At 69.1% G+C, this 15,437-nt stretch carries 15 protein-coding genes and 2 pseudogenes; 12 read left to right on the forward strand and 5 right to left on the reverse strand.

The annotated features are described in order from the left end of the window. Positions 1–38 precede the first annotated feature (38 nt). On the forward strand, positions 39–1,652 hold the full coding sequence (locus GLP40_RS32245) for an alpha/beta hydrolase (protein ID WP_230330149.1): 1,614 nt from the start codon (positions 39–41) through the stop codon (positions 1,650–1,652). Here the strand turns inward: GLP40_RS32245 and GLP40_RS32250 are convergent. Genes GLP40_RS32250 through GLP40_RS32260 form a run of 3 tightly spaced genes read right to left on the reverse strand, consistent with a single transcriptional unit; the run spans position 1,649 to position 3,705 of the window. Next, positions 1,649–2,224, reverse strand: coding sequence for a suppressor of fused domain protein (locus tag GLP40_RS32250; protein ID WP_154791800.1), 576 nt, complete (start codon positions 2,222–2,224; stop codon positions 1,649–1,651). The genes GLP40_RS32245 and GLP40_RS32250 overlap by 4 nt on opposite strands. A gap of 4 nt (positions 2,225–2,228) precedes the next feature. Further along, the gene (locus GLP40_RS32255) at positions 2,229–2,720 is read right to left on the reverse strand and encodes a general stress protein (protein WP_154791801.1); all 492 of its coding nucleotides are present in this window, start codon (positions 2,718–2,720) and stop codon (positions 2,229–2,231) included. A 49-nt stretch (positions 2,721–2,769) separates the two neighbouring features. After that, positions 2,770–3,705, reverse strand: a complete 936-nt coding sequence (locus GLP40_RS32260; RefSeq protein ID WP_154791802.1) for an HpcH/HpaI aldolase/citrate lyase family protein — start codon at positions 3,703–3,705, stop codon at positions 2,770–2,772. 61 nt (positions 3,706–3,766) lie between these two features. Here GLP40_RS32260 and GLP40_RS32265 point away from each other — a divergent pair, with 61 nt between their 5' ends. From GLP40_RS32265 to GLP40_RS32310, 10 genes and pseudogenes are all read left to right on the forward strand, one after another. Further along, positions 3,767–5,092, forward strand: a complete 1,326-nt coding sequence (locus GLP40_RS32265) for a magnesium transporter MgtE N-terminal domain-containing protein (RefSeq protein ID WP_154791803.1) — start codon at positions 3,767–3,769, stop codon at positions 5,090–5,092. Then, positions 5,089–5,676 (forward strand): DUF1003 domain-containing protein, encoded by a 588-nt coding sequence (locus GLP40_RS32270; RefSeq protein WP_154791804.1) that lies wholly within the window; start codon positions 5,089–5,091, stop codon positions 5,674–5,676. The genes GLP40_RS32265 and GLP40_RS32270 overlap by 4 nt, the downstream gene beginning before the upstream one ends. Before the next feature lie 174 nt (positions 5,677–5,850). Continuing rightward, positions 5,851–7,248: a lytic transglycosylase domain-containing protein gene (locus GLP40_RS32275; protein WP_230330150.1), complete on the forward strand. Its 1,398-nt coding sequence runs from the start codon at positions 5,851–5,853 to the stop codon at positions 7,246–7,248. A gap of 176 nt (positions 7,249–7,424) precedes the next feature. After that, positions 7,425–8,294: a lytic transglycosylase domain-containing protein gene (locus tag GLP40_RS32280; RefSeq protein WP_407671740.1), complete on the forward strand. Its 870-nt coding sequence runs from the start codon at positions 7,425–7,427 to the stop codon at positions 8,292–8,294. Between the two features lie 77 nt (positions 8,295–8,371). After that, positions 8,372–9,508, forward strand: coding sequence for an Mrp/NBP35 family ATP-binding protein (locus GLP40_RS32285; RefSeq protein WP_154791806.1), 1,137 nt, complete (start codon positions 8,372–8,374; stop codon positions 9,506–9,508). 208 nt (positions 9,509–9,716) lie between these two features. Next, positions 9,717–10,169 carry a DivIVA domain-containing protein gene (locus GLP40_RS35185; protein WP_154791807.1) on the forward strand — a complete coding sequence of 151 codons (453 nt, stop codon included), beginning with the start codon at positions 9,717–9,719 and terminating at the stop codon, positions 10,167–10,169. Continuing rightward, the gene (locus GLP40_RS32295; protein ID WP_328290919.1) at positions 10,166–10,738 is read left to right on the forward strand and encodes a DNA-3-methyladenine glycosylase I; all 573 of its coding nucleotides are present in this window, start codon (positions 10,166–10,168) and stop codon (positions 10,736–10,738) included. The genes GLP40_RS35185 and GLP40_RS32295 overlap by 4 nt, the downstream gene beginning before the upstream one ends. 165 nt (positions 10,739–10,903) lie before the next feature. Further along, the gene (locus GLP40_RS32300) at positions 10,904–11,071 is read left to right on the forward strand and encodes a DUF3117 domain-containing protein (RefSeq protein ID WP_084528678.1); all 168 of its coding nucleotides are present in this window, start codon (positions 10,904–10,906) and stop codon (positions 11,069–11,071) included. A 118-nt stretch (positions 11,072–11,189) separates the two neighbouring features. Further along, positions 11,190–11,378: pseudogene (locus GLP40_RS35190) on the forward strand (putative RNA methyltransferase); the annotation flags it as partial. A gap of 645 nt (positions 11,379–12,023) precedes the next feature. Continuing rightward, a pseudogene (locus tag GLP40_RS32310) lies at positions 12,024–12,617 on the forward strand (methyltransferase domain-containing protein); the annotation flags it as partial. A 19-nt stretch (positions 12,618–12,636) separates the two neighbouring features. Here the strand turns inward: GLP40_RS32310 and GLP40_RS32315 are convergent. After that, positions 12,637–13,533, reverse strand: coding sequence for a LysR family transcriptional regulator (locus GLP40_RS32315; RefSeq protein WP_154791808.1), 897 nt, complete (start codon positions 13,531–13,533; stop codon positions 12,637–12,639). Between the two features lie 69 nt (positions 13,534–13,602). Here GLP40_RS32315 and GLP40_RS32320 point away from each other — a divergent pair, with 69 nt between their 5' ends. Continuing rightward, positions 13,603–14,112 (forward strand): GNAT family N-acetyltransferase, encoded by a 510-nt coding sequence (locus GLP40_RS32320; RefSeq protein WP_328290920.1) that lies wholly within the window; start codon positions 13,603–13,605, stop codon positions 14,110–14,112. 13 nt (positions 14,113–14,125) lie between these two features. Here GLP40_RS32320 and glgA read toward each other — a convergent pair whose 3' ends face one another. Further along, the gene (gene glgA, locus GLP40_RS32325; protein WP_154791822.1) at positions 14,126–15,295 is read right to left on the reverse strand and encodes a glycogen synthase; all 1,170 of its coding nucleotides are present in this window, start codon (positions 15,293–15,295) and stop codon (positions 14,126–14,128) included. Between the last annotated feature and the right edge of the window lie 142 nt (positions 15,296–15,437).

Raw genomic sequence — 15,437 nt, forward strand, 5'->3', positions numbered from 1 at the left:
CTATGAATTCGGCTGTGTTCGTGATGAGGGATACTCCGATGCCTCGCCGGATGGCTTGGTGGACAGCGATATTCGGGCTACTGCTAGCGGTGCCGGTGCCCACGTCGGCCGACCCGGCGATCGACTCCTACGTCGACGCTCTCGCCGATGCCGTGCCGGCCCCAACCCTGCACTGGACCGGCTGCGATTCCGGATTCTCCTGTGCGACAGCGCGAGTGCCCCTGGACTACGCGCACCCCGAGGCCCGATCGATCGATCTGGCCCTGATCAAACTCCCCGCCACCGATCCCACCCGGCGGATCGGCACCCTGTTCGTCAACTTCGGCGGCCCCGGCCGGTCCGGCGTAGCCCGCCTGCGAGAGCGGGCGCACTGGCCCTGGCTGTTTTCCGACGCCCTGCGCGCCCGCTTCGATCTGGTCTCCTGGGATACCCGCGGCGCCGCGAACAGCGCACCGGTGCACTGCTTTCCGGACGCGACCGCGCAGCAGCTGTTCTTCGCCACCTATCCGGCCATGCCCGGCACGCCCGGCACCGAGCCGCCGTTCTTCGCCGCCGCCAAAACCCTCGCCGACGCCTGCGCGGAGCGCGCCGCCGACCTGCTGCCACACCTGTCGACCGACAACACCGCCCGGGATCTGGACCTGCTGCGGCGGGCCGTCGGCGACGACAAGCTGACCTACCACGGAATCTCGTACGGCACCTATCTGGGCGCCGTGTACGCCAACATGTTTCCCGGCCGCGTCCGCGCCATGGTGCTGGACGGCTCGATGGACTTCCGCGGCAACGCGTTCGGGCTCGACGACAATGCCGCCGACCTGCCCGTCGACACCCGGCAGGACGTCGCGACCGGAATCGCGGGCAGCTTCGACGCCATGCTCGACGCCTGCGTGGCCGCCGGGCCCGGCTGCGCCTTCTCCGCGGGGGATCCGCGCGAGAAATGGCAGCGGATCCTCGAACGGGTACGGCGCGAACCGATCTCGTGGGACGGCAAACGCTACGACTACGGCACCGTCGTGGCCGCGGCGGGCCAGCTGTCCGACCCGGCCGGCTGGCCGCGGCTCGCCGCCACCCTGCAACTGCTCTACGATCTCCGCGACACGCCGTATCTGCCGACCGATGTGCTCGCCGAGACCTCGGCCCTGGTCCGGCAGGTGGCCGATATCGGCACGGGCAGCTCGGCGAGCCCGGTCGGCACCGGCGTCAACACCTACGACGACAACTACACCGAGGCCTTCCACGCCGTCCAGTGCGCCGACAGCCGGGTGCCGCGCGACGAGCGGCGCTACCGCGACCTCGCCGCCAGCGAGGACCATCGGGTGCCGGTCTTCGGCCGTCTCGGCGTCCTGGATGCCCTGACGTGCGCCTACTGGCCGCAGACCGCGGTGCGCCCCTATCCGGGACCGTGGAATCGGCCCACCGCCCCGATCCTGGTCGTCAACAGCCGCAACGATCCCGCGACGCCGCTGGCCGGAGCCATCTCGGGCGCGGCGGAACTGGCGAACGCGCGCGTGCTGGTGGTCGAAGGAGCCGGGCACAGCAGCATGTACGTGCACAGCACCTGTTCCGAGGCCGCCGTGCGCGAATACCTCACCGCGAGAACGCTTCCGGCGACCGGGGCGACCTGCCCGATCGACGGCAACCCCTTCGACTAGAGCGACGCGGCCGCACGGGCGGGATCGCGCACATCGATTTCCGCCTCGGCCCAGGCCTCCCGCAGCGCGGCCGCGCCGCGAATCCGCACCCACGCCGCCTCGGTCGCCGTGATCGGCGCGACCGTCAGAAACCGCACGGGGTCAGCGGGTTCGGGCAGCGTCACCGCCGGGATATCGCTCTCGCCCAGCAGCACCGCGGTGAACGGCGCACCGGCCCACAGGGGTTCTCCCAGATCCAGCAGCGCATCCTCCTGCAGCACAACGCCTTCCACCGACGGGGCCGCCACCAGCACGCCCAGCGTGCGGGTCAGCCCCGAGCCCGCGCCCGCGCCGCCGCGCAGCGTGAGCACCAGTTCCGCGCGCGGACCGCGCACCGGGTCGGCCAGCGCCGCGGTTGGATCCGTCATCGGATGCCGGGAGCCGCCCAGCGTGGCGTAGTGCACGAACTCGCCGTCCGGGATGCGCAGGATGTCGATGGGCTCCAACCCCAGGAACGTCACCGACGCCGCGTCCGCGGACTCCACACCGTAATGACCGAGCACTGCGGCCCGGACCTCGTCCAGCACCTCCATCGATCTAGATGGCCAGCCTGGCGAGCATGTCACGCGCCTGCTCCGCGGTCTTCGGGTCGCACAGCACGTCGTAGCGGCCCGCCACCAACTGCATGGTGGACGCGAAATCGCGCTGGCCCCGGGTGGCCGCGTAGGGGATGGACGCGGAGATGAGGCCGAAGATGATGCCGCCGACCAGGCCGACCACCAGCGGGCCGATGGCCCCGCCGGTGGTGAACAAGCTCAGCAGCAGACCCAGGAACAAGCCCAGCCAGGCGCCGGAAACCATGCCGCCGCCAATGACTTTGCCCCAGGTCAATCGATACAGCACGCGCTCGACCTGCATGAGGTCGACGCCGACGATGGTCACGCCCTCCACCGGGAACTGATTGTCGGCCAGATAGTCGACCGCCCGCTGCGCCTCCGCATAGGTCGGGTAGGAGCCGACCGGCCAGCCCGACGGTGGCGTCGGCAGTCCCGGACGGCCCCGGTTCGCATTCCCCAAGGGATTCGTCATGACTCCATCATGCTATTTCGCGTCCACGGACGGCGCCGCCGTGCCGGATTCACGGAGTAGGTGTGGTTCGCGTCATTCCGGCGGCCCTGCCCTTATCAGCGATCACCTGAGCCATTTTGGCGCTGGCCTCGTCGATCATCTCGTCGCCGAGCATGACCGCGCCACGTGCGCCGCCCTCGGTGGAGGTGTGGAAGGCGTAGGCCTCGAGGATCTCCTCGGCCCGGTCGTAGTCGGCCTGGCGCGGGCTGAAGATCTCGTTGCACGCGGTGATCTGGTCCGGGTGCAGCACCCACTTGCCGTCGAAACCCAGTGCGGCCGTGCGGGAAGCGTTGCGGCGGAAACCGTCGATATCGCGGACCGCCAGGTAGGGGCCGTCGATGGCCTGCAGGCCGTGGGCGCGGGCCGCCAACAGGATCGTCATATAGATGTGGTGATACGCGTCACCCGGCTCGTAGCCCTCGGGCTGCTCCCCCACCACCAGCGTGCGCATATTGATGGAGGCCATGAAGTCGGCGGGCCCGAATACCAGGGTCTGCACGCGCGGGCTCGCGGTGGCGATGGCGTCGATATTGCGCAGCCCGAGCGCGTTCTCGATCTGCGGTTCGATCCCGATCCCCCCGACCGGCAGCCCGTTGGCCTTCTCCAGTTGGGTCAGCAGCAGGTCCAAGGCCCGCACCTGCCCGGCGTCGGTGACCTTGGGCAGCAGGATGGCGTCCAGCTCCGAGCCCGCGCCCTCCACCACCGTGATGACGTCGGCATAAGTGTGCTCGGTGCTCCAGTCATTGACCCGCACCACCCGAATCTGCGTGCCCCAGCCGCCCGCGTTGAGCGCCGTCACGATGTTCGCCCGCGCGGCCGCCTTCGCCGCGGGCGCGACCGCGTCCTCGAGGTCCAGGAACACCTCGTCGGCGGCCAGTCCCTTGGCCTTCTCGATCATGCGCGGGTTGCTACCGGGTACGGCGAGCACCGATCGGCGCGATGTCATGGCTCACTCCTTCATGTGGCGCGATATTTCGAGCGCGCTCGACCCACTAGCCTTACCAAACATGGCAGCGACGAAGGTTTTCGCCGCCCGGCTGGCGGGCTTGGTGGTACTGGGACCGGACGGCGAGTCTATCGGCCGCCTCCGCGACATCGTGATCTCGATACGGTACGACCGCCAGCAACCCCGGGTCCTGGGTGTGCTCGTCGAACTGCCCACCCGGAAGCGGATTTTCGTGCCCATGCTTCGGGTCCAGGCCATCGAGCCCGGCGCGCTCACCCTCACCACCGGCACCATCAGCGTGCGCCGCTTCGAGCAGCGGCCCGGCGAGTTGCTGGCCATCGCACAGATTCTCGACTCCACCGTCCGCGTCGCCGATCCGGAGCTGCCGCAGCTGGCGGGCGTGGACGTCGTGGTGGTCGACCTGGGCATCGAGCAGGGCCGCACCCGCGACTGGGTGGTCTCCCGGGTCGCGGTGCGCGAACGCCGCCGCTTGGGCGTGGGTTTCGGCCGCCGCGGCGCGGTCCACGTGGTCGACTGGGCGCAGGTGCGCGGCCTCACCCAGACCGAGCTGAACCTGCCCGGCCAGGACGTCACCCAACTGCTCGAGCAGTTCGAGGGCATGCGCCCCGCCGACGTCGCGCACATGCTGCGCGAACTGCCACTCAAACGACGCATCGAGGTCGCCGCCGCCTTCGACGACGAGCGCCTCGCCGACGTGGTCCAGGAGCTGCCCGAGAACGACCAGGTGGACCTGCTCGAACAGCTCGGTGTGGAACGCGCCGCCGACCTGCTCGAGGCCATGGACCCCGACGACGCCGCCGACCTGCTCGGCGAGCTGCCCGAAGGCGAGGCGGAATCGCTGCTGGCGCTGATGGATCCGGAGGACTCCGAACCGGTGCGCCGCCTGCTCGAGCACGCGCCCTACACCGCCGGTGGTCTGATGACGCCCGACGCGATCGTGATCACCGCGTCCACCACCGTCGCCGAGGCGCTGGCCCGCATCCGCGATCCCGAACTCACCCCGGCCCTGGCCTCCATGGCGTTCGTGGTGCGCCCGCCCACCGCCACCCCCACCGGCCGTTACCTGGGCTGCGTGCACTTCCAGCAGTTGCTGCGCGAACCGCCCGCGAACCTGGTCGGCGGCATCGTCGATACCGATCTGGTGCAGCTGCGGCCCGACGCCCCGCTCACCGCGGTGACCCGCTATTTCGCCACGTACAACCTGGTGTGCGGCCCGGTGGTGGACGCGGAGAATCATTTGCTGGGAGCCGTCACCGTCGATGACGTGCTCGACCACCTGCTGCCGGAGGACTGGCGTGAGCAGGACGAGGACCATCACGATGTGCACGGCGTGCCCGTGATCGAGGGGACGGGAGGCCGCGCATGAGCGAACGGCTCGACAAACTCAGCGCGCGCAGCCGCCTGGAGACCCCGGTCGAGAGCCGCTTCCGCGGCCTGGACTGGGACGCCGAGGCCATGGCCCGCACCAGCGAGAAGGTCGCCCGGTTCCTGGGCACCGGGCGTTATCTGGTGATTCAGACCGTGATCGTCGTGGTCTGGATCGTGCTCAATGTCTTCGCGCTGCGGCTGCAGTGGGACCCGTACCCCTTCATCCTGTTGAACCTCGCGTTCTCCACCCAGGCCGCCTACGCCGCACCGCTGATCCTGCTGGCGCAGAACCGGCAGGACAATCGCGACCGGGTCTCGCTGGAGGAGGACCGGTCGCGAGCGGCCCAGACGAAGGCCGATACCGAATTCCTGGCGCGCGAGCTGGCCGCACTGCGGCTGGCCGTCGGCGAGGTCGCCACGCGCGACTACGTGCGCCGGGAACTGGATGACATCAAGGAATTCCTGACCAGACTGGAAAAGCTGGCCGTCGGCGATGATGTCGCCAAGGTCAAGAAGGCAAAGAAGAGTACCGAGCGAAAGCCTGGCGAGGTCGCGATTTCGGCACAAAAAGATGGCGACTGACCACAGAACGTGTACCGAACGAGCTGACTGATGGGTAACCTGGATCACGTTGTTCCGAGCGACCGACCCAGACACTACCGCGCCATGAGTGTCACCACGGGGCACCGGCCGCACGACTGAGGGGATTGTGTGGTGGCGAAGAGATTATCTGCTCCAGTGACAGCGTCGGCGCTCTTGATAGCAGGCATGGTCACCGCCGGTTCTGCCACCAATACGACCGTCCATATCGCAGCCCCACAGGCCGCGCCGGACGCGTTGCTGGCGGCCGCCTCCGCCCGCAACGCGAGTGTCGACAGCCCCGCCGAAACCCCCGCGGATCAGACCGTCGGGTTGGTTCCGGCGGCTCCGGAGGCCCCCCGCAAACTCAGCGCAATGACCCCGCCGGCCGACGGCACACCCCTGTTCGGCGGCACCGTCCCGCTGCGGGACATCGCGTTGCCCGGCGGCGCCGGCGTGCTCGGCATCCCGGAGATCGTGCTGGCCGCCTACCGCAATGCCGAACTGGCACTGCAGTCTTCGGACCCGAACTGCCATCTGCCGTGGTATCTGCTGGCGGGCATCGGACGCATCGAGTCCAACCACGCCAACAATGGCCGCACCGACGCCGCGGGCACCACGGTCAGCCCGATCTACGGTCCGGCCCTGGACGGGACACTGCCCGGCAACGAGATCATCAAGGCCACCGACGGCAGCTTCGTGCGCGCCGTCGGGCCCATGCAATTCCTGCCCAGCACCTGGTCGATCTACGCGGCCAATGGAAAGGGCAGCGGCACACCGGATCCCAATAATGTCTTCGACGCGGCATTGGCGGCGGGCAAGTACCTGTGCTCGGGCGGCATGGATCTGGCGGATCCACAGCAGCAGCTGAGGGCCGTTCTGCGCTACAACAATTCGGTGTCGTACGCGGCCAATGTGCTCAGCTGGGCCAATGCGTACAAGACCGGCGGCACGCCGCAGCAGGTGAGCATCTCGCCGGATCTGGTGCCCAACAACTACGTTCCGGTCAGCGGCCCGGACATCACGGTGGCCTCCACCACGATTCCGGCCACCTCCGAGGCGGACACCACGCAGCCGGCCACCACGACGCAGACGCCGACCCAGGTGATGATCACCATTCCGGGCCTGCCGCCGATCCCGTGCGGCATCTTCTGCCCGGCCCCGGTCGTGCCCGCGAATCCCTGTGAGCAGGCGACGGTTCCGGCGCAGCCGGATCAGAAGACCGACAAGGTTCCCGGCGACGCGGCCGCCGACGACGGCACCAAGCCCGAGCACGGCCAGCCGGCCGAGCAGCAGTTCGGTCCCGACGGCAAGCCGGTGGTCAAGGATCAGACCGCGGTCACCACCTGCAACACCCAGACGGGTCAGCAGGAGCAGAAGCCGCAGGATCAGCCGCAGCAGGCGGTCCAGCAACCGCGGGACCAGCAAACGGTCACGCCGTCCAAGACGCCCGACCCGGAGCCGATCGCGCCGGCCGAATCCACGCCGGAGACCACCACCCCGGCCCCGGGCATCACGTTGCCGTTCGGCATCACGATTCCGCTCCCGGCCCCGGCCCCCGCGCCCGTCCCGTAGCGAATGTGCGATTCGCGAGTTGCGGGGCGGCGCTCCGGAACTCGCGTCTGACTTGCGATTCCTTCAAATCCAGAGAGTTGATCACGAAGGGGTAACGAGAAGGTCTCGGATAAGGTAACGTGGCCTCCGTTGCATCTCCCCGGTATCAACCGATGGCAATGGAGGGTCACCACACAGTGGGTCGTCACCGCAAACCCCCGGTCCCCAGAGTTCGACGCGGATCGGTCATCGCATTGACCGGGCTGGTGCCCGCAGGATTGGCCACAGTTACCGGAGCGGGCGACGGGAACATCGCCGACAAGCTCACGGCAGCCGTCCAGCAACAGCTGGCCGGAGACGGCGCGGAACAGCTACCCGAACCCGAGGCGGCGGTTCCCGCCGCTGCCCCGGAACCCCTGCTGCACGAAGCCAAACAGGTTGCGCCCGTTGGCCCCCCGGTGGTCAAGTCGGTCGCGCTGTCCGAGGACCGGGCGCCCTCCGCCCGTCCCGCCGGACCGCTCGGCATGCCCGGCATCGCCTTCGACGCCTACGAGAACGCGGAACATGTTCTGGCGGTAGAGAATCCGACCTGCAATATGCCGTGGAACATGCTCGCCGGCATCGGCCGGGTGGAATCCACGCACGGCTTCGGCGGCAAGGTCGACGACGACGGCAATCCGCTGCGGCCCATCTACGGCCCGGTCCTCGACGGAAGTCTCTACGGCAACAACGTGATCCAGACCGCCGAGGGCGGCGACCTGGACGGTCTGTCCGGCAACTACCGCCGCGCCGTGGGCCCCATGCAGTTCCTGCCGGAGACCTGGCGCAAGTACGCGGCCGACGGCAATGGCGACGGCATCGCCGATCCGCAGAACATGTACGACGCCGCGCTCACCGCCGGCAAGTACCTCTGCTCGGGCGGCCTCGACATGCGTGATCCGGGCCAGCAGACCCGGGCCATCCTGCGCTACAACAACTCCATGGCCTACGTCGCCAACGTCATGGCATGGGAGACCGCGTACGGCTCCGGCGTCTCGCCGTCGCCCGCCGCGCTGCCCCGAATCTGACCACGCCGCCGCGCCCGGTCGGGGCACAAGCGGAGGGCGAAATCGGCACGGCCGAGGGCGCTCCTAGACTTGGGCCCATGCCAGTGGTTACGGAATCGGATGTGCGGGGCGCGCTCGCGAAGGTGAACGACCCGGAGATCCGGAAACCGATCACCGAACTGGGCATGGTGAAGAGTGTCGAGGTCGGCGCGGACGGCAGTGTCCACGTTGTGGTCTACCTGACGACGTCCGCCTGCCCGATGAAAACCGCCATCCAGGAACGGGTCACGAAGGCCGTCGCCGACGTGGCCGGAGTCGGCGCCATCACGGTCGACCTGGACGTCATGAACGACGAGCAGCGCACCGAGCTGCGCCGCAAGCTGCGCGGCGATGCGGCCGAACCGGTCATCCCCTTCGCCCAGCCCGGCTCGCTCACCCGCGTCTACGCGGTGGCCTCCGGTAAGGGCGGCGTCGGAAAGTCCTCGGTCACCGTCAATCTCGCCGCCGCCATGGCCGCCAAGGGCCTCTCGGTGGGCGTGCTCGACGCCGACATCTACGGCCACAGCGTGCCGCGCATGCTGGGCACCGACCAGCGGCCCACCCAGGTCGAGCGCATGATCATGCCACCCATCGCACACGACGTGAAGGTCATCTCGATCTCCATGTTCACCCAGGGCAACACACCCGTGGTGTGGCGTGGCCCGATGCTGCACCGCGCGCTGCAGCAGTTCCTGGCCGACGTCTTCTGGGGCGACCTCGACATCCTGCTGCTGGACCTGCCGCCCGGCACCGGTGACGTGGCCATCTCGCTGGCCCAGCTCATCCCGAACGCGGAGATCCTGGTCGTGACCACCCCGCAGCTGGCCGCGGCCGAGGTCGCCGAGCGCGCGGGCTCCATCGCCCTGCAGACCCGCCAGCGCATCGCCGGCGTCATCGAGAACATGTCCTGGCTCGACCTCCCCGACGGCACCCGCATGGAACTCTATGGCTCCGGCGGCGGCCAGACCGTGGCGGACAACCTGACCCGGGCCATCGGCGCGAATGTCCCACTGCTGGGCCAGATCCCGATCGAGCAACAGCTGCGCGAGGCCGGCGACGAGGGCACCCCGATCGTGCTGCGCGCCCCCGAGAGCGCCTCTGGCAAGGCCCTGCTCGACATCGCCGACAAGCTGGCCGTCCGCCGCCGCGGCCTGGCGGGCATGTCGCTGTCCATCGACACCACCCGCCACCTGTAGCGCACCAGCGCTATTCGGGCCGGTAACGCATGGCGTCATTCCGGCGCGTTCTCGGCCCGAATCCACCCTGTCCGCCGTGGATCCCGGCCGAAAACGCGCCGGGATGACGGCGGCTCGTTCTCCCTATGGGGGAGCACTGAATTCGAGGGCCGGTTTCCGCCAGGGGCGAGGGCGGACCCGAACGCGTGCTCCACCTAAGCTCGGGGGCATGCTCACGATGCTGCTGTACGTGCTGATCGTCGGATTGATCGCCGCGCTGCTGTTCCTGGTGGCCAGCGCGATCTTCGGGCGGTCGGAGGAGCTCGGGCCGCTGCCGGAGGGGACGACTGTCACCGTGCTGCCCGCGACGGGGATCAGCGGTTGCGATGTGCGGGCGCTGCGCTTCCAGCAGGTGTTCCGGGGGTACAAGGCGGGCGAGGTGGACTGGGCTCTGACCCGGCTGGCCGCCCGTATCGACGAACTCGAGGGACAGCTCGCCCGCGCGACCGCACCCGAGACGACCGAGCAGGCCGCCGTCGCTCCCGTTGCACCGACGGAGCCGGTATCGCCACAACGGATCGTCGAGTCGAACGGCGAGGCGGCGATGCCCCAGGTGCTGCCGGCCGAATCGACCGAGCCCGCCGTCCCCGCCGAACGCGGCGAAGAGCCGGGTGCGCGGTGACCGCGGAAGCGAGCCTCGACGGTTTGATTCGGTGCGGATGGTCGGAGGGATCTCAGCTTTATCGGGATTACCACGATCAGGAGTGGGGACGCCCACTGCACGGGGATGACGCGCTATTCGAACGAATGTGCCTGGAGGCGTTTCAGTCGGGGTTGGCGTGGATCACAATTCTGCGGAAGCGGCCCGCCTTCCGGGCGGCATTCGAGGGGTTCTCCATCGAACGGGTGGCGGCGTTCGGGGATGCCGATGTGGAACGCCTCATGGCGGATCCGGGCATTGTTCGCAATCGAGCCAAAATAGAGGCCAGCGTCCACAATGCGCGAGTTGCCCGCGATCTCGGCGCGAGCCTGGACACCCTGCTCTGGTCCTATGCCCCGGCCCCACGCAAGCGGCCCCGGAGCCTGTCCGATGTGCCCGCTGTCACAGCCGAAAGCACCGCTCTCGCAAAAGAACTCAAGCGCCGAGGGTTCAAATTCGTGGGGCCCACGACGGCGTACGCACTCATGCAGGCGACGGGGATGGTAGACGATCACATCGCCGATTGCTGGGTGAATGTGAGTACTCGCTGAACGCCACGGCGGTCGGTTTTTGGAACTCAGGTACCCGCCCCGATCCGCGATAGGGAAGAATGGGCATGGTGCAGCCCGCCACATGCCGGCGGGCTGCCTGGTTGGTGACAACTGGAGTTCCATGAAAGTGCGCAGTAGACCGCGCAGATCTGGAGGGAGCAGAGGATGGCGGCCATGAAGCCCCGCACCGGGGACGGTCCCCTCGAGGCAACCAAGGAAGGGCGTGGAATCGTCATGCGGGTTCCACTCGAGGGTGGCGGGCGTCTGGTCGTTGAGCTCACGCCGGATGAAGCCGCGGCGCTCGGTGACGAACTCATCAAAGTCACCAGCTGACAGCTCGACTCGCCGGTGCCGGTAAGCCCAACTCTCGGGACTCTCAGAGGCTTCGCCTCCCGAACCCCCGCGACATTTCCGGGGCTCCCGCCCCGCACCCCGGCTTACCGGTACCACGGTGAATAACAGTCCATATTCCCCACCTCTCGGCACGATCGAGCCCGCCCCCGCGGTCCGGCTCCTGGCCTGTGCCGATCTATTGGCCTGCCCGCAGTGCGGCCTCGCCCTCGCGGCTGCCGGCGACCCACCCGCACGGGCCCTGCGGTGTCCACAGGGCCACAGCTTCGACCTGGCCAAGCAGGGTTACGTCAGCCTCCTCACCGGTGCGTCCACGAAGATGACCGGCGACACCCCGGCCATGCTCGATGCCCGCGCCGCCTTCCAAGCCGCCGGACATTTCGCACCCATTGCCGACGCTGTCGCCGCCGCGGTCGCGACAGCCATCCCCCGGCCCGATGCCGGGCCACCCCCGGCGGCACCACCCGTGCCCGCCATCACAACCCGTGGTTTCAACACAGCTGTATTCGGAGCGAAGGCGTCCACGGCTGCCGCCGCAGCGAAGCGTCGACCGGCACCAGGTGAGGTCGCGGACCCGGGATGCTCCGGCAATCCAGACGAACCCGGCACAGTCGCACCGGCGCGGCGCCGCCGGTTCCGCACCGGAATCGCCACGCCAGGGACGTCCGTCGCCGCGGCCTCCGCGGCGCGACTGGCCACCACCCTCCTGTCCGCGGGCGTGGCCCCCGCATCCGAAACCGAACCCACCGCTCGCGCCACATCGGCCACAGCGCCCGGTGGGCAGTGGCCCGCGGACGATGCCGATCACCGGCTCGCCGCTGGAGGCCGGTCCGCGGACCGCAGCAGCCGCGTGAAGGACCCCGCCGCACCTGGGCGATCATCCGTCGACCGGTCCACGACGCCGGCGGAGAATTCGATGGCGGTTCCGAATTCGGCCGTGCGGGAAAGCACGGTAGGCGGCCCGGCAGTACTCGAGATCGGCGCGGGGACCGGGTACTACTCGGCCGCCGTATTGGATGCCGTGCCCGGAGCCCGGGGAATCGCCCTCGATGTGTCCAAGGCGGCGGCGCGGCGGGCGGCTCGGGCACACGGGCGGGCCGGATCGGTGCTGGCCGACGCCTGGCGGGGGTTGCCGGTGCGGGACGCGGTGATGAGCGCGGTGATATCGGTGTTCGCACCGCGCAATGCCGACGAGGTGGCGCGGGTGCTGGCGGAGGACGGGCGGTTCATCGTGGTGACGCCGACCTCCCGGCATCTGGGTGAGCTGATCGAGCCGCTCGGGATGGTGAGTGTGGACGCGGCCAAGGCGGATCGGCTCGCCGAATCGCTCGGAGAGCTGTTCGTCCTCGTGGCGCGGGACGCGGTCGAGTACACGATGAAGCTCTCGCACGCGGATGTGTCGAATGTGGCGGCCATGGGGCCGTCGGCGCACCACGCCGCCGAGCGGCGGGCGGAACGGATTGCGGCGCTGCCGGATCCGATGCCGGTGACCGCCTCGGTGATGGTGTCGGTGTATCGCCGACGCTGAGCGGGGCACTCGCCCACGGTTATTCGCGTGGCGGATTCGGGAGCAGGTCGAGCAGGTTCTGGACAAGGGGGCGGTCGTCGCCCGCGCGGGTGGCGAGATAGATCGTGGTGTCGGCGTCGGTACCGATCAGCGGAATCATGCGGACGGATTCGGGGGCGGTGAAGGTGGCGCTGCGCGGGGCGATGGTGACGCCCAGGCCGGCGGCCACCAGGTACAGGATGATGGTCCAGTTGGTGGCCTCCTGGACGATGTGCGGGCGGCGCCCGGACTCCAGCAGCGGGGCCAGATTCTTCTCATAGGCGAGCCCGCCCGCGGCGCGGGGGAAGAAAACCAGCGGGTTCGCGGCCAGTTCGGCTCCGGTGAGGCCGGCGCGATCGGCGTCCGGATGATCGGCCGGGAGAACGGCCATGAACGGCTCGGTCACCAGGGGCACGGTCACCGTGCCGGGCCGCGGGTCGGGATCGCGGACGATGGCCATGTCGAGGGTGCCATTGGCGAGGCGCTCCATGAGATGGCTGGTGAAACCCTCGACCAGATCGACCTCGACCAGGGGGAAGCGCTCGCGGAATTCGCGCACCCCGCGCAGCGGCTCGAGCGGCAGCACCGAGGGGACGAAGCCGAGGTAGAGCGTGCCCTGACTGCCCTGGCCGATGCGGATGACCTCGGCCAGATCACGTTCGGCGTGGCCGAGCAGCGCGCCGGCGCGCTCACGCAGCACGACCCCGGCGGGCGTGAGGGCTACGGTCCGGGAGGTCCGTTCGAAAAGCCTGGTCCCGAGCAGGGTTTCGAGGCGCTGGATCTGCTGGGTGAGTGCGGGCTGGGCGATGTGCAGGCGCGTCGCGGCGCGCCCGAAGTGCAGTTCCTCGGCGACCGTCAGGAAATAGCGCAGGTGCCGCAGCTCCACCCCGGTTTTCATAAGCTGATCATATTGATCGCAGCTATCAAGTATTGGACGTTATAGTTCGGCGCCCGACATGCTTTTGTGGTGACTCAGCAGACGGAAGCCCGCGCCCCCGAACTCGATTCGCTCATGGTCGCGCCGATGTCCTCGCCGGATGACGCCCGCGCCTTCAAGGACCTGAACCTGGAGTGGATCGAGACCATCTTCGCGGTCGAGCCCGCCGATCTGGCCATCCTGGACAACCCGCGAGCGATCGTCGAGCACGGCGGCGAGGTGCTCATCGCCCGGCTGGACGGCGAGGCCGTCGGCTGTGTCGCCCTGGTCCAGGAGGAACCCGGGATCTTCGAGCTGTCGAAAATGGCGGTGTCGCCGCGTTTGCGGGGCCGCGGCATCGGCCGCGTGGTGCTGGCCACGGCCATCGAGCGGGTGCGCGCACTGGGCGCGAAGGAGTTCTTCCTGGCCAGCAATGCCCGCCTGGCCAGCGCCGTGCACCTGTACGAGGCCATGGGCTTCGTGCACGTCCCGCCTTCGGAGCTGCCGCCCAGCCCGTACGACCGAGCTGATGTCTTCATGCGGTACCCCCTGACCGACTGACGCGGCGCCCCCGCTACCCCTTGCGGACCTGGTCGTAGATGTGCGCGGTCCGCGCGGCGATCCGGTTCCAATCGAAGGCGCCGATCGCTCGATCGCGGCCCGCCGCCCCCATCGCGGCGGCCGTGACCGGGTCCGCGGCGAGGGTGTTCACGGCGGAGGCGAGGGCGCGTTCGTAGTCGCGCGGCGCGGTCTCGTCGTAGTGGACCAGGCGTCCGGTCTCCCCGGGCACCACCACCTCCGGAATCCCGCCGACATCGGAGGCCACCACCGCTGTCCCGCAGGCCATGGCCTCCAGGTTCACGATGCCCAGCGGCTCGTACACCGACGGGCACACGAAAACCGTTGCGGCGGCGAGCACCTGCCGCACCAGTTCGGTGGGCAGCATCTCCTTGATCCAGAACACGCCGTCGCGTTCGGTCCGCAGCGCGCGGACCGCGGCCGCCACCTCGTCCTCCATGGCGGGGGTGTCGGCGGCCCCGGCCAACAGCACCAGCTGGATGTCCGGATCCAGATGCCGGGCCGCGGCCAGCAGATGCGAGACGCCCTTCTGCCGGGTGATGCGCCCGACGAACGCCGCGATGGGCCGCTGCGGTGACACGCCGAGTTCGGTGAGCACGTCCCGCGAGCCGAGTGCGGGCTCGCCCGGATGCCACACATCGGCGTCGATGCCGTTGTGCACCACATGAACTTTGGCGGGATCGATATCGGGATAGGCGGCGAGCACATCGGCGCGCATGCCCTCGCTCACCGCGATCACCGCGTCGGCGTACGTCATGGCATTGTGTTCCGACCATGAGGAGAGCCGGTAGCCCCCGCCCAGCTGCTCGGCCTTCCAGGGCCGCCGCGGTTCCAGCGAATGCGCGGTCAGTACATGCGGAATCCCGTACAGCTCCGCGGCCAGATGCCCGGCCAATCCGGTGTACCAGGTGTGCGAGTGCACCACGTCGGCGAAGCTCGCGGCATCGGCCATGCGCAGCTGCGCGGACATCATCTGGAGTGCCGAGTTCGCGGCGTAGAGCATCGGATCCGGTTGGTGCACCACGGCATCCGGGCGCACCACCCCCATACAGTGCACGGTGACATCGCACAGCCGCCGCAATCGGGGCACGAGCTCGGTGACATGGACTCCCGCCCCGCCGTACACCTCCGGCGGGTATTCGCGAGTCATCATCGCCACTCGCAGTCCACGAGTTGCTGTATCCAATTGCCTCCGCTCCGCTCCGGCCGTCCGCGACCCTGCTAGCTCGGTTCTTCACTCCTCCGCTCAGTCGCTACGCTCCCTCACTCCCTCGCTGCAGAACCGAGCCGGGCCGCGAACCGCATCC

The sequence above is a fragment of the Nocardia aurantiaca genome (assembly GCF_009708175.1).
Classification (GTDB): Bacteria; Actinomycetota; Actinomycetes; order Mycobacteriales; family Mycobacteriaceae; genus Nocardia; species Nocardia aurantiaca.